The 14,320-nt window shown below is 68.9% G+C and carries 12 protein-coding genes; 4 read left to right on the top strand and 8 right to left on the bottom strand.

Annotated features, from left to right (window positions below; translation table 11 throughout):
- Positions 1-12 precede the first annotated feature (12 nt).
- The 3 genes from AX721_RS05065 to AX721_RS05055 are packed head-to-tail and all read right to left on the bottom strand — an operon-like array spanning position 13 to position 2,158.
- On the bottom strand, positions 13-1,125 hold the full coding sequence (locus AX721_RS05065) for an HlyD family secretion protein (RefSeq protein ID WP_068874938.1): 1,113 nt from the start codon (positions 1,123-1,125) through the stop codon (positions 13-15).
- A complete protein-coding gene (locus AX721_RS05060; protein WP_068874937.1) occupies positions 1,122-1,577 on the bottom strand; it encodes a PaaI family thioesterase in 456 nt (151 codons plus the stop codon). The genes AX721_RS05065 and AX721_RS05060 overlap by 4 nt, the downstream gene beginning before the upstream one ends.
- Positions 1,574-2,158, bottom strand: a complete 585-nt coding sequence (locus tag AX721_RS05055; RefSeq protein ID WP_068874936.1) for a TetR/AcrR family transcriptional regulator — start codon at positions 2,156-2,158, stop codon at positions 1,574-1,576. Before AX721_RS05055 ends, AX721_RS05060 begins: the two co-directional genes overlap by 4 nt.
- Positions 2,159-2,221: 63 nt before the next feature.
- Between AX721_RS05055 and AX721_RS05050 the strand changes: the two genes are divergently transcribed.
- The 3 genes from AX721_RS05050 to AX721_RS05040 all read left to right on the top strand — a co-directional run bounded on the left by AX721_RS05050 (position 2,222) and on the right by AX721_RS05040 (position 6,026).
- Positions 2,222-3,802 (top strand): DHA2 family efflux MFS transporter permease subunit, encoded by a 1,581-nt coding sequence (locus AX721_RS05050; RefSeq protein ID WP_068874935.1) that lies wholly within the window; start codon positions 2,222-2,224, stop codon positions 3,800-3,802.
- Between the two features lie 62 nt (positions 3,803-3,864).
- Complete coding sequence (locus tag AX721_RS05045; RefSeq protein WP_068874934.1) at positions 3,865-4,326, top strand: Lrp/AsnC family transcriptional regulator; 462 nt, start codon at positions 3,865-3,867, stop codon at positions 4,324-4,326.
- Between the two features lie 68 nt (positions 4,327-4,394).
- Entirely contained in the window at positions 4,395-6,026 is a 1,632-nt protein-coding gene (locus tag AX721_RS05040) for an acyl-CoA synthetase (protein WP_068874933.1), read from the top strand.
- A 336-nt stretch (positions 6,027-6,362) separates the two neighbouring features.
- Here the strand turns inward: AX721_RS05040 and AX721_RS05035 are convergent, their stop codons facing one another.
- The 3 genes from AX721_RS05035 to AX721_RS05025 are packed head-to-tail and all read right to left on the bottom strand — an operon-like array spanning position 6,363 to position 8,430.
- On the bottom strand, positions 6,363-7,679 hold the full coding sequence (locus tag AX721_RS05035; protein WP_068874932.1) for a M20/M25/M40 family metallo-hydrolase: 1,317 nt from the start codon (positions 7,677-7,679) through the stop codon (positions 6,363-6,365).
- Positions 7,680-7,684: 5 nt separating this feature from the next.
- Positions 7,685-8,071, bottom strand: coding sequence for a helix-turn-helix domain-containing protein (locus AX721_RS05030; RefSeq protein ID WP_068874931.1), 387 nt, complete (start codon positions 8,069-8,071; stop codon positions 7,685-7,687).
- 32 nt (positions 8,072-8,103) lie between these two features.
- Positions 8,104-8,430 carry a hypothetical protein gene (locus AX721_RS05025; RefSeq protein ID WP_156467018.1) on the bottom strand — a complete coding sequence of 109 codons (327 nt, stop codon included), beginning with the start codon at positions 8,428-8,430 and terminating at the stop codon, positions 8,104-8,106.
- A 39-nt stretch (positions 8,431-8,469) separates the two neighbouring features.
- On the opposite strand from AX721_RS05025, the gene AX721_RS05020 reads away from it, so the two are divergent.
- Entirely contained in the window at positions 8,470-8,742 is a 273-nt protein-coding gene (locus tag AX721_RS05020) for a hypothetical protein (RefSeq protein ID WP_156467017.1), read from the top strand.
- 3 nt (positions 8,743-8,745) lie between these two features.
- On the opposite strand, the gene AX721_RS05015 is transcribed toward AX721_RS05020, so the two are convergent.
- Both AX721_RS05015 and AX721_RS05010 read right to left on the bottom strand, forming a co-directional pair.
- Positions 8,746-10,821 (bottom strand): response regulator, encoded by a 2,076-nt coding sequence (locus AX721_RS05015; protein WP_068874928.1) that lies wholly within the window; start codon positions 10,819-10,821, stop codon positions 8,746-8,748.
- Between the two features lies 1 nt (position 10,822).
- On the bottom strand, positions 10,823-14,320 hold a 3,498-nt coding region (locus AX721_RS05010), incomplete at its 5' end, for a response regulator (RefSeq protein WP_156467016.1).

The following is a 14,320-nucleotide window of genomic DNA, read 5'->3' as shown; positions in this document are numbered from 1 at the left end:
TTGAGATTCCCTCTAAGCGCCGTCCAGGGCCACGGTCACCTTGGCGGAGAGGCCTGGCCGCAGGCGCGCCACTTCGGGCTGGCCGGGATCGAAGCGCAGGCGCACGGGCACCCGTTGGACGATCTTGGTGAAGTTCCCCACCCCAGGCTCGAACGGCAACAGGGCGAATTCCGAACCGGTCCCAGGCGCGAAGCTTTCCACGCGGGCCTTCAGGGTCACGCCCGGCAGGGCGTCGACCTTCACCGTGGCGGCCTGACCGTTGAGCATCCGCGCCGTCTGGGTCTCCTTGAAGTTGGCCGTGATGTAGAGGCGGTCCAGGGGGTTGACCACCAGCAGGCGGGAGCCCGGCTGGACGTAGTCGCCCACGTTGGCCTGGCGATCGCCCACCACGCCGGAGATCGGGGCCTTCACCTCCACATGCTGGCGGTCCTGGCGGGCCAGTTCCAGTGCGGCCATAGCCTTCTGCCGCTGCGCCCTGGCCTGGGCCACGGCCGCGATGAGCTCGCCCCGACGGCTGGCCGTGGCCGCGGCCTGGCTGCGGCTGACCGCCAGGCTGGCGCGGGTCCTGTCCGCCGCCGCAGCCGCGGCGACGGCCTGGGTCTGGACCCGGTCGGCGTCCCGGCGGGGCGCAAAACCGGTCTTCAGCAGGGCGTCGTAGCGCGCCCAATCGGCCCCGGCGCGCGCGGCCTCGGCGTCGGCGGCGCGGATTCCCGTCTCAGCCTCGCGCACCTCGGCGATGGCCATGGCTTCTTCCGAATTCAACCGCACAAGGGCGGCCTCGGCGGAGGCCACCGCAGCGTCCGCCAGGGCGACATCGCCCTCGGCGGCGGCGACCCGGGCGGCGTACTCCTCGGGATCCAGCCGCACCAGCACCTGGCCGGCCTTCACCGGCTGGTTATCGGCCACCAGGACCTGCGCCACATGCCCGCGCACCCGCGGCGCCACGATGGTCACATCGGTCTTCACATAGGCGTTGTCGGTGGTGGCCGAACCCTTGGCCGCATGGATGTAGGCGTAGCCGCCGGCCCCTACGGCCAGGGCCGCGCCGAGGATCAGCACGCCCCGCGGCGGCAGCCGCCGCCGAGGCTTCACGGGCGAGCCCGTGGTGACGGTTTCCATCTTCATCGGTCGAAGACCAGCAGGGTCGAGGTCGCCGTGGCGTAGAGGCGACCCTCGGCGTCGGTCAGCCGGCCCTCGGCAAAGGCGGCGCGGCGGCCCGCCTGGACCACGCGGCCTTCGGCCCGGACCGGGCCGGTGTGCTTGGTCATGGCCCGGTGATAGGCGACCTTGAGCTCCAGGGTCGTGTACCCCTGCCCCGCCTTCAGCACCGAGTGGACGGCGCAGCCCACCGCCGAGTCCAGCAAGGTCGCCGCGTAGCCGCCGTGCACCGTGCCGATGGGGTTGTAGACGTTCTCGTCGGGCGTGCCGCCGAACACCACCCGCCCCTCCTCGATCTCGATGACGGTGAAGCCCATGGTCCTGCCGATCCCCGGCGCACGTTCGGGCCGGTCGGGATCGAAGACCGCGCGCAGCTGTTCGAGGCCCGAAAGCTGGGCTGTGGGCGTGACGGCGTTCATTGGATGATCCCCATGCGGTGCTTGATGCGATGCCGCGCTTGCGCGAGCAGGCGGCCGGCCTCGGCCTCGTCGGAGATGGCGCGGGAGAGGGCGACGGTCCCCGACATCTCGGCCACCAGGGACGCGGCGAGGCTCTCGCGGTCGGGCGTCGTCTCGGGCAGCCAGCCGGCGATCCGCTCGATCATCCGCCGCACGCCGCGCTCGTAGGCCTCCCGCACGGGCGCGCCCTGGCGCGGCAGGTCGCTGGAAAGGCCCGCCACCGGGCAACCGCGCTCCGGATGGGCGCGATGCTCGGGCGTCACATAAAAATCCACGAACGCCGCCAGAGCCTCTGCGGGCGCCATGCCCTGGGTCGCCCGGCCGAACCGACGCCCGCTCTGTCCGAACGCCTCGTCGATGGCGGCGGCGATCAGCGCCTCCTTGTTGGGAAAGTGGGCGTAGAAGCCGCCGTGCGTCAGGCCGGCTTCGGCCATGATCTCGGCGACGCCCACGCCCTCCGGGCCCTTGGCGCGAACGGCCTTGGCGGCCGCCTTCAGGACCTTGTCCCGCGTCTCCTGCTTGTGCGTCTCGCTGTAGCGCATGGCCTTGCCCGCATTTATATGATGCCCATAATATTAAGTGTCGGCCGCCGGAGCGCAAGGACCATGACCGTCGCATCGGCTGCCGCAGGCGGCCCCGCCGGCCTCAGCGAGGGCCGCAAGCTGCTGATCTTCGCGATCATGGCCTTCGGCCAGTTCATGGCCCTGCTCGATATCCAGATCGTGGCGGCGTCGCTCAACTCGATCCAGGCGGGCCTGAACGCCGGCCCGGACGAGATCGCCTGGGTGCAGACCGCCTATCTGATGGCCGAGATCGTGATGATCCCGCTGGCCGCCTTCCTGTCCCAGGCGCTCTCGACCCGCTGGCTGTTCACCCTCTCGGCCGGTCTCTTCACCGTCTCCAGCCTGCTGTGCGGCCTGGCCTGGGACATCAATTCGATGATCGCCTTCCGCGCCATCCAGGGCTTCACGGGCGGGGCTATGGTGCCGCTGGTGTTCGCCACCGGCTTTGCGATGTTCGAGGGGCCCAAGCGCGCCGCGGTGCCCGCGATCCTGGGGATGGTCTCGACCCTGGCCCCGACCCTCGGCCCCAGCGTCGGCGGTCTGATCACCGAGTACTGGGACTGGCGCTGGCTATTCTTCATGAACATCGTGCCCGGCGTCGCCGTGACGATCCTGTTCCCCCTGCTGGGCAAGGTGGACGGCGCCAATCCCCAGATGCTCCGGCGCATCGACTGGCTGCACGTGGCCTCGCTGGCGGTCTTCCTGGGAGGCCTCCAGTACGTGCTCGAGGAAGGTCCCCGCCACGAGTGGTTCACCGACGAGAAGGTGCTGACCGCAGCCTGGTTCTCCTTCGTCGGCGCGGCGGTGTTCTTCGAGCGGACGTTCTTCTCGACCATGCCGGTGGTGAAGCTGACGCCCTTCCGGCGGCCGACCTTCGCCATGGCCTGCGTCCTGAACGTGGTGATCGGCTTCGGCCTCTACGCCTCCACCTATCTGACGCCCGTGTACCTGGGCCGGGTGCGCGAATTCTCCAGCCTGCAGATCGGGACGACGGTCTTCGTCACCGGCGTCGCCATGACCATCACGGCGCCCATCGCGGCGCGCCTCTCGACCCGGGTGGACGGGCGCTACGTCATCGCGGTCGGCTTTGCGATGTTCGCCTGCTCGCTCTGGATGTTCAGCGACATCACGCCGGACTGGGGCTTCTGGGAGCTGTTCTGGCCCCAGGTGATGCGGGGCCTGGCCATGCTGCTCTGCATCGTGCCGGCGGTGGGCATGGCGCTGAACGGCGTGCCGCCCGAACAGCTGCGCTATGCGTCTGGCCTGTTCAACCTCATGCGGAACCTGGGCGGCGCCATCGGGATCGCGGTGGTGAACACCTGGCTGATCGACTTCAGCCGCGAACACGCCGCGCGTCTCTCCGACGCCATGGGCGGGCAGCCCGACCGGGCGCAGGAGATGCTGCGGGGCCTCTCCCAGATGGCCCAGCAGCGGACGCCGGACGCCGGCCGGGCCCTGCAGACCGCCGAGGCGGTAATGGGCCGCGTGGTGGGACGCGAGGCCGCGACCCTGGCCTTCTCCGACACCTTCATGCTGATGGCCCTGTTGTTCGCGGCCGCCCTGCTCATCGTGCCCTTCGCCAAGCCCGCGCCACTCCAAGGTCCTCCACCCACCGAGCATTGAAGATCGGCAAGCTCTCATGCAAGGTCGAGGGAGATCTGAATTCTCCCGCTGGACCAAACCACATGGATATCGTTCTCGACGCCATCGACCGTCGAATCCTGCGCGAACTGCAGAAGGACGCGACCATTCCCATCGCGGAACTCGCCCAGATCGTCGGCCTTTCGCAGACGCCGTGCTGGAAGCGCATCAAGCGGCTGACCGACGCCAGGATCATCACCAGCCGGGTGGCGCTGCTGGACCGCAGCAAGCTGGATCTGGGGCTGGCGGTCTTCGTCTCTGTGCGGACCAACCGCCACGACCAGGAATGGCTGGACGCCTTTGCCGGCGCCGCGGCCAGCATGCCCGAGGTGGTCGAGTTCTACCGGCTGTCCGGTGACACCGACTACCTGTTGAAGGTGTTGGTCCGCGACATCGCCGCCTACGACGCCTTCTACAAGCGCCTGATCGCCGCCGTGCCGCTGTCCGACGTCAGCTCCGCCTTCGCCATGGAGCAGATCAAGTCCACCACCGCCCTGCCCGTTTGACATAACCCCACGGCAGGCGGCCAACTTGCCCCAAACGAACAAGAAGCTTGTTGGGAGGCGTACCGGCCATGTCGTGGACCCTTGCGGACATCTGGGAAGCGATCGCCGCCGCCCAGCCGGACACCCCGGCCCTGGTGCAGGGCGAACGGTTGATCAGTTGGGCGCAGTTCGACGCCCGGGCGGACGCCCTGGCCGCCCACCTGATCGCGGGCGGGCTCGGCCACCAGGCGAAGGTCGCAGCCTACCTCTACAACGGTCCGGAATACCTCGAGACCTACTTCGCCGCCTTCAAGGGTGGCTACGCGCCGGTCAACACCAACTACCGCTACGGCCCCGAGGAGATCGTCTACCTCTTCGACAACGCCGACGCCGAGGCCGTGGTCTTCCACGCCGGCTTCACCGACCTCTTGGAGCAGATCCGCCACCGCCTGCCGAAGGTTAAGGCCTGGATCGCAGTGGCCGAGCCGGGCCACCCCGCGCCGGCCTGGGCCGCCGACTACGACGCCGTGGTCGGCAAGGTTCCGGCCAGCCGCCCGGTCAAGGCGCCCTGGGGCCGTTCGGGCGACGACCTGCTGCTGCTCTACACCGGGGGCACCACCGGCATGCCCAAGGGCGTGATGTGGCGCCAGGACGACCTGTTCCAGGTGCTGGGCGCCGGCGGCAACGCGGCGCTGGGCATCCCGCCGGTCACCTCGATCGAGGAGCTGATCGCCCGCATCGCCGGCCCGGAACACCTGCGCCCCACCATGATCGTGGCCGCGCCCCTGATGCATGGCACGGGCCAGTTCTCGGCCTTCATCGCCCTCAACAGTGGCGGCACGGTCTGCGCCCTGCCGTCGCGCAAGTTCGACGCCGTCGAGCTTTGGAACGAGACCGAGCGGCTCAAGGCCACCAACATCGTCCTCGTGGGCCTGGCCTTCTCCACCCCCATGCTGGAGGCGCTGGAGGCCAATCCGGGCCGCTGGGACCTCACCAGCGTGCGCTCGATGAGCTCGTCCGGCTCCATGTGGAGCCAGGAGAACAAGCGCGGCCTCCTCAGCCATATCCCGGGGGCCATGATCGCCGACAGCTTCGGCTCGTCCGAGGCCGTTGGGCTGGGCGCCTCGGCGTCCGCGGCCGGCGCGGAAGCCCAGACCGCCGCCTTCATGCTCGGCCCCAACACCGCGGTGTTCTCCGAAGACGGGCGGCGCATCCAGCCCGGCTCCGGCGAGCGGGGCCTGGTGGCGGTCAGCGGCTTCCTGCCCGTGGGCTACTACAAGGACCCGGAAAAGAGCGCCAAGACCTTCAAGGTCATGGAAGGCGTCCGGTGGAGCGTGCCCGGCGACTGGGCCGAGGTGAATGCGGACGGCTCGCTGAAGCTGCTGGGCCGGGGCTCGGTCTGCATCAACACCGGCGGCGAGAAGGTCTTCCCCGAAGAGGTCGAGGAGGCGCTCAAGCGCCACGCCGGCGTGCGTGACGCGGTGGTGGTGGGCGTCCCCGATGCACGCTTCGGCGAGCGGATCTGCGCCGTCGTGGAGCCCGAAGCCGGCGCCGCCCTGACCCTGGCCAACCTCTCCGAACACGTGCGCGGGCAGCTCGCGGGCTACAAGGCGCCGCGCGAGCTGGTGGTGGTGGACACCATAGGCCGCGCCCCCAACGGTAAGGTCGACTACAAGGCCATCAAGGACCACGCCCTGAGGACGCTCGGCGCGCCGGCCTAGGCTGCGAACTGCGGGAGTAGCCGCGGGGGCCTCGCACCCCAACATCCGTCATCCCGGGCGGAGCGCTCGCCAGAGCGCGCAGACCCGGGACCCAGCCGCACCGCCGCCGACGCTCGCCTAGGCAGCTCGTCACGCCGGTGTAGAGCGTTCTGTTCCGGCGGCTTGCTAAGACGTAGATGGCGATGAAGTCGCCCCTTCCCGACCATGAGAGAAGCTTGGCCTTGATGCTGCCTACGTCGTCCGTCGCGGCGCAGCTTCCAGGTCGAGTCTGCTGGGTCCCGGGTCTCCGCGCTGCGCGCTCCGCCCGGGATGACGGCCAGGAGGGGAGTGACCGCCCTAGCGCTTCGGCCGCGGTTCCTTGGACAGCCGCGTGATGAGCAGCGCAGCGCGCTTGGCCTGAAGGTCCAGGCTCTTCAGGTCGGCGGTCTCGCCGGGGGCGTGACTGCCCTCGCCGGCCATGCCGAGGCCGACCAGGCCGTCGATGAAGGCCACGAACGAGATGTCGCCGGCGCCGCGGTTGGCCGGGTCGCCCGCCGGCATCTCGGGCACGCCAAGCGCGGCGTTGACCGCGTTCAGCTTCGCCAGCAGGGCCTTGTTGCCCTCGGTGGGGGCCATGGGCGGATAGCCGTCGTCGGAGAACTCGATCTCGGCCTTCGCATGTTCGAGATGGCGTCCGACGATGGCCTGCATCTTGGCGCGGACCCGCGCCTCCTGTTCGGACGACAGGGTGCGGATGTCGCCGCGGGCGACGGCTTCGGCGGCGATGATGTTCGGCTTGCCGCTGGCCGCGCCGCCCGTGTCGCCGGCGTTCAGGGCGGCCTCGGCGCCGCCCAGGATCACGCCCACATTGTAGGTCAGGTTCGGCTCGGGCAGCTCGCGCCGGAATTCGTCGACGATCCGCGCCAGCTCATAGATCGCGCCACAGCCCGCGTTCGGCTTGCAGACACCGGACGAGTGGCCGGACTTCGCCGTCGCCCGGATGGTCCAGGAGGTCGACGAGCGGCGGGCGATGGAGCCCACGTCCCGGCCGCCGACCCGCGACAGGCCTTCGAAGTCGAGCGCCACGTCGCTCGCGCGGCCGGCGGCGATGAGATCGGCGCGCGCCTCGGCCAACGGCGCCCCAGGCTTCTCCTCGTCACCCGTCAGCACCACGGTGATGTCGGCGTCCTTGAGCGCGCCGGCCGCATGCATGGCGCGCAGCGCGGCCACCATGACCACGTCGCCGCCCTTCATGTCGCCGACGCCCGGCCCCTCGACGATGTCCCCGTCGCGCTTCCAGCCCTGGAAGGGGCTGTCCGGCTCGAACACGGTGTCGAGGTGGCCGATCAGCAGGACGCGCTTGCCCCGGCCGTTCCCCTTGTGGGTGGCGATCAGGTGGCCCGCACGGCCGACCTTGGCCATCGGAACCCACCGCACCTCGAACCCGAGCTGTTCGAACTCGGGGCGCAGCATGCGGCCTACCTGCTCGACGCCGGCGAGGTTCATCGTGCCGGAGTTCACCCGCACCAAGTCCTCGAGCAGCTTCAGGCTGCGCGTCCGCTCGGCCTCGATGGTCGCGACCATCTTGCGCTCGACCGGGTCCTTGGGCGCCCCGAAAGCCGGGGACGCCAAGGCGACCGCGGCCAGGGCGGCGAGGACGACGGACTTGCGCAAGGGGTTCAGCTCGGCTGGCTGCGAAGGCTGCGGACGAACTCCACCAGCGCAGAGCGGGACACGCCGCGCGGCAGGCCGGCATAAGCCTTGAGCAATTCCAATGCGCCGGGTTCGGCCAGCAGGGCCGCGACCTCGTCGACCGCGCCGCTGTGGACCGATGCTTCTCCGAACATCTCGGCCACGGGCACGCCCAGGGTCTTGGCGATGCGCGTCAACATGGACGCGCTGACGCGGTTGGCGCCGCGTTCGTACTTTTGAATCTGCTGGAACGTGACGCCGGCGGCTTCGGCCAGCGCCTGCTGGGACAAGCCCCGCACCTTGCGCAACAGCCGGATTCGAGCGCCGACGGCAACGTCAACTGGATCGGCGGCCGTCTCGGTTCTGTTGGCCATGTTTTTCCCGGATCTCCTAGAAGTCGTGAGCCTTACCTGCCCCGCCCGGCCGCGTCATCGGCCGGAGGAACAAGGTCTTCTTGCGGCAAGGAACTATCCGAAATGCAGTAACACGCCTCGGCAATCGCAATGCCCACGGCCCGCCGCAGGGGGCCAAACGCCGGCACATCGCGTTCAAGCTGGATCAGTTCTTCTTCGTAGGGGCCGAGCAGTTCAACAAGGTTCTGGGCAAGACGCCTGCCGTGCTCCGAGTCTTGAATCATGCGGTCCTCTTTTGCCGGAACCTCGACCATCGATTGGGGGAATGCAAGCAACCGCAGCGCGCGAACCCCCCAATAGCGATCATGCGTCGCAGGCAACGCGGAACCCCTGGCGAAATGAGGGGTTAGGTGCGTCCAATGGCACATCCAAGACCAGACGAAGATCCGCCCGGCCCCGCCGAGGTGGTCGACTTCGACGGAGCCCTGCTCGACGCGTGCCCCCCGGAGGTGCGGGCCGATCTCCTGCTGGAGGCGAAGCTGCTGGCCGGCGTGTTCGCCCCGGCGGGCGATGCGGTCGCGCTGACGAGAATGGCGGCCCAGCTCTCGGCCGGCAAACGCGACGCCGAGATGGACCGAGCTCACGCCCGGCGGCTTGCTGCGGCCCTGAAGCACCTCGCCAGATCGGCCTGAGAGCTACTCGGCCGCCTCGGTCGCGCGCTTGCGCGGTCGCCGCTCCGGCCGGTCGAGCAGCTTGCGCAGCGTCGTCGCGAGCACGGCCGCCTCGTAGGGCTTGTCCAGCAGCGGGAATTCGCGGCCATCGACGGCCCGGTGCTCGCCGACGAAACCTGAGGTCAGCAGGACCCTCAGCCTCGGACGCAGCTCGCGCGCCGTGCGCGCCAGGCTGAGGCCGCTCACGCCGCCCGGCATCACCACGTCAGTGAAGAGCAGATCGATCTCGGGATCCGCATGCAGCACCTGCAGCGCCTCGCTGGCGTTGGTCGCGGTGGTGACGCGGTAGCCAAGCCCGGTCAGGACATCGAGGGTCAAGGCCAGGACGGTCGGGTCATCCTCCACCAGGAGGATCCTCTCGGTTCCCCCCACCACCTTCGCGGGCCGCCCCTCGCGCCGCGGCGCGTCGGCCTCGGCCTCGCTGGCGGGCAGCAGCAAGTGGAACGCCGTCCCCTCGCCCGGCGCGCTGTCCAGGCGCACCTGCCCGTCGGACTGGCTGACGAACCCGTAGACCTGGCTGAGGCCGAGACCCGAGCCCTTGCCCACATCCTTGGTCGTGAAGAACGGCTCGAAGACCCGCGCACGAACCTCTTCGGTCATGCCGACGCCGTCGTCGCGCACCTCGATGACCACGTAACCGAGCTTGTGCGGACCGCGCTCCCGGCGCGTGGCGATCAGCAGCCGGCCACCTTCCGGCATGGCGTCGCGCGCGTTGACGGCCAGGTTGAGCAGCGCCGTCTCCAACTGCGTGGGATCGACGTGGGTGTTGAGGCCTTCTTCGCCCAGGTCCAGGTCGATGGTGACGGCTTCGCCCACCGCCTGACGCATGAGGGGCGCGAAGTCGCGGATCAGGCGGTTCACGTCGAGGGTGACCGGGGTGAGGTGCTGGCGGCGCGAAAAGGCGAGAAGCTGGCCGGTGAGGTCGCGGCCGCGTTCCGCGGCCTGGCGGACGGCCTCGATCCGGCGCATCCGACGCTCTTCCTCCTCCTTGCGGGTGGCCAGCATGTCGATGTTGCCCAGCACGACCGTCAGCAGGTTGTTGAAATCGTGGGCGACGCCGCCGGTGAGCTGCCCGACCGCCTCCATCTTCCGGGCCTGCGCCAGCTGTTCCTCCAGGCTGCGCCGGTCGGTGGCGTCCAGGATCACGCCGAAGATCTCGCGGGCCTCCCCGTCGGTGCTGGGCGCCATCACCCCCTGGTCCTGCAGGACCCGATACTGCCCGTCGGCGCAGAGCCAGCGGAATTCGACGGCGTAGTGACCCGTGCGGGCGGCGGCCGAGATCCGCTCGACCACGAGGGCGACGTCGTCCGGGTGAATGCGGCTGGTCCCGAACTCGGGTTCGGCGATGAAGCGCTCGGCGGGAAAGCCGGTGATGGCCTGGACGCTGTCCGAGACGAACAGCGGCGCGAACGGGGGCTCGATGCTGCGAGAGTGGAAGACGATCGGCAGCGACCGCAGGATCGCCTCCTGGGTCGCCTGGGTCCGGCGAAGGGCCCGTTCGGTGCGGTCCTTGTCGGCCTTCACCCGGGCATGTTCGTCCAGCAGCCATTGCTGGTAGGCGGACTGACGCTCCACCTCCTTGGTCTTGAGATAGAGGTCGACGAAGACCTGGACCTTCGCCTTGAGGATGAAGGGGTCTATCGGCTTGAAGACTACGTCCACCGCGCCGGCCGAGTAGGCCTGGAAGATGTGCGCCTCGTCGCGGAAGATGGCGGTGAGGAAGACGATGGGCGTGTGCTGGTTGCGCTTGCGCGAGCGCAGCAGGGCCGCCGTCTCGTAGCCGTCCATCCCCGGCATGTGCAGGTCGAGAAGGATCAGGGCGAACTCCTCGGCCAGGACACGTTTCAGCGCCTCCTCGCCCGACCGCGCGACGACCAGTTCGTGCCCGAGCTCCTTCAGCGCTTCCACCGCGGCGAACGCGTTGCGCTCGTCGTCGTCGACGATGAGGATCCGCGCCGCGAGGGGGGCGTCCAGGTCGGGCGGCGCGGCGTCCGCCCGCCAGACCCTGGACGCCGGTCTGGCCTGTGCAGGGGCGGTCACGTCAGCTCGCTTGCGGCATCATCGGCGCCACGGTGTCGCTGGCGAGCCGCATCGCGTCGGCCCGTTGGATCGAAACCCGCAGGACCGAGATGAGGTGGTCGATGTCGACAGGCTTGGAGACATAGTCGGACGCTCCGGCCTGAATGCACTTCTGACGGTCGCCCTTCATCGCCTTGGCGGTCACGGCGACGATCGGGATGTCCGCCGATTCGGACCGCGAGCGGATCTCGCGGATCGTCTCGTACCCGTCCATGTCGGGCATCATGATGTCCACCAGCACCACGTCCATGTCGGTCTTGGCGTCCAGGATCTCGAGGCCGGCGCGTCCGCTTTCGGCGTAGCTCAGCTCTATGCCGTACTCCTCGAGCGCCGAGGCGAGCGAGAAGATGTTGCGGATGTCGTCGTCGATGACCAGCACCTTGCGGCCGGTGAGCACGGCGTCCTCGTGCCGGCTCTGGCTGAGCTTGGCCCTGACCGGCGCCGACAGGGTCTCGACGGGGGTGTGCAGGAGCAGCGCCGCCTGGTCGATCAGCTGGTCCGGCGTCCGGGCCATGCGCACCAGACCGCCGAACACCGCCAGCCGCAGGCGGCGGTCCTCTTCGGGGTCCATCGCCAGCGGCGCGTAGACCACCACCGGCGTGCAGCGGCCCTCGGCCTGCTTGAGCTGTTCGATGAGCTGCGCGGTGGGAACGCTGCCGCTCTCCACGACGGCCGCGTCGGGCAGTTCGGCGGCGGGCCGGGCCACCACCGACGCGAAGTCATCGGCCAGTTCGAGGTTGGTGAAGCACTGGCGGAGCATGTCGGCCGCCTCGCCCTCGCGCCCGACCAGCACGATGCGGCGGTCGGACTTGTCGGCGAAATTCTTGACGCCCTGGAGCGTCGAGACGACGACTTCGCGTTCCACCGGCTTGTGGGTGAAGCCGAAGGCGCCCATGGACAGGCCGAGGCCCTTCTGGTCGTCGGCCGAGATCACGTGGACCGGGATGTGCCGGGTCTCGGGCGTGCGCTTCAGCAGGTCGAGCAGAGCCAGGCCGTCCATGTCGGGCAGGCCGATGTCCAGCATGATGGCGTCGGGCCCGAACCGCCGTGCGAGCGACGGCGCGGCCCCGCCCTCGCCCGTGACGACGCCCTTGAAGCCGGAATCGTGGACCAGGTTGAGCAGGATCGAGGCGAAGCGCGGGTCGTCCTCGACGATCAGCACCACGGAGTCTCCCGAGGTGATCAGGTCCCGGTCGTCGGCCACGCCTTCGGCCGGCTCGTCCGAGAACGACGAAGGGATCAGCATCGGCCGCGGCTGCGGCCCGGCGGCCGCGCGGGCGGCCGGCGCCTGGGCCGGGCTGAAGTTGAGCGGCAGGTAGAGGGTGAAGGTCGACCCCTTGCCGGGCGTCGAGGCCACCCGCAGTTCCCCACCCAGCAGGCGCGTGATCTCGCGGCTGATGGAGAGGCCGAGGCCCGTGCCGCCGTACTTGCGGCTGGTGGTGCCGTCCGCCTGCTGGAAGGCCTCGAAGATGATCCGCTGCTTGTCCTCGGGAATGCCGATGCCGGAGTCTTCCACCGAGAAGGCCAGGACCTGGCCGGCGGTGTTCAGATGGTCGTTCGTCGCGTTCCAGCCCGAATGGGCTCGGGCGACCCGCAGCTTCACATAGCCCTTCTCGGTGAATTTGAAGGCGTTCGAGAGCAGGTTCTTGATGATCTGCTGCAGCCGCTTGTCGTCCGTGTACATCGAACGCGGCAGGGCCGGATCGAGGTCGATGACGAAGTCCAGCCTCTTGTCGGCGGCCACCTGGCTGAACGTCCGGTCCGTCTGGTCGCGCAGGCTGGCGAACGACATCTCGCTGATATCCAGCGTCGTGGTGCCGCTCTCGATCTTCGACAGGTCCAGGATGTCGTTGATCAGCCCCAGCAGGTCCGCGCCGGCGGCGTGGATGTTATGGGCGAACTCCACCTGCTTGTCCGACAGGTTGCCCTGGGTGTTGTCGGCCAGGAGCTTCGACAGGATCAGCAGCGAGTTCAGCGGCGTGCGCAGCTCGTGGCTCATGTTGGCCAGGAACTCGGACTTGTACTTTGAGGTCAGAGCCAGCTGTTCGGCCTTGTCCTCCAGCGCGATCTTGGCCTGTTCCACCTCGCGGTTCTTGGCTTCCACCTGCTGGTTCTGAACCGACAGCAGGTGGGCCTTCTCCTGCAGCTCGGCATTGGTCTGCTGCAGCTCCTCCTGCTTGGTGCGGAGCAGTTCCTCCGACTGGCGGAGCGAGGCGGCCTGCTGTTCCAGGCGGTCGTTGGTCTTCTTCAGTTCCTCCTGCTGGGCCTGCAGCTCGGAGGTCAGCAGCTGCGACTGCTTCAGCAGCCCCTCGGTCCGCATGTTGGCGGCGATGGTGTTCAAGACGATGCCGATGGATTCCATCAGCTGGTCCAGGAACTGCTGCTGGGTCTCGTTGAACTCGCCGAAGGTGGCGAGCTCGATCACCGCCTTCACCTCGCCTTCGAACAGCGCCGGCAGGACGATGATGTTGGCCGGCGCCGCCTCGCCCAGGCCGGACGAGATCTGAACGTAGTCCTTGGGCACGTTGCTCAGCAGGATGCGCGACTTCTCGTAGGCGCACTGACCGATCAGGCCCTCGCGCAGCTTGAACGAGTTCGCCAGGTGCTTGCGGTTGTTGAAGGCGTAGGAAGCCGCGAGGTTGAGCGCGGGGTTGCCGTCCTCGTCGCGGTCGGAGACGTAGAACACGGCGTGCTGGGCGTTGATCAGCGGCGCCAGCTCGCTGAGCACCAGGTTCGACACGGTGGAGAGGTCGCGCTCGCCCTGCAGCATGCGGGTGAAGCGGGCCAGGTTGGTCTTCAGCCAGTCCTGCTCGGTGTTCTTCAACGTCTGATCGCGGAGGTTCCGGATCATCTCGTTGATGTTGTTCTTCAGCTCCTCCACCTCGCCCGAGGCCTCGACGGTGATCGAGCGGGTCAGGTCGCCCTTGGTCACGGCCGTCGACACCTCGGCGATGGCGCGGACCTGGGTGGTCAGGTTGGCGGCCAGTTCGTTCACGTTGTCGGTCAGGTCGCGCCAGAGGCCGGCGGCGCCGGGCACCCGGGCCTGGCCGCCCAGCTTGCCCTCGATCCCCACCTCGCGGGCCACGTTGGTCACCTGGTCGGCGAAGGTGGCCAGGGTCTCGATCATGCCGTTGATGGTGTCGGCCAGGGCGGCGATCTCGCCCTTGGCGTCCAGGGTCAGCTTGCGCTTCAGGTCGCCGTTCGCCACCGCGGTCACCACGTCGGCGATGCTTCGCACCTGGCCGGTCAGGTTGCCGGCCATCATGTTCACATTGTCGGTCAGGTCCTTCCAGGTGCCGGCCACGCCGGGCGCCTGCGCCTGGCCGCCCAGCTTGCCCTCCGTACCCACCTCGCGCGCCACGCGCGTCACCTCCGAGGCGAAGGCGTTCAGCTGGTCCACCATGATGTTGATGGTGTTCTTCAGCTCCAGGATCTCGCCGCGCACGTCCACGGTGATCTT

The organism is Phenylobacterium sp. CCH9-H3, assembly GCF_001557235.1.
Lineage (GTDB): Bacteria > Pseudomonadota > Alphaproteobacteria > Caulobacterales > Caulobacteraceae > Phenylobacterium.
The sequence above is the reverse complement of the archived record's forward strand: the minus strand, read 5'-3'. Positions and strand labels throughout refer to the sequence as shown.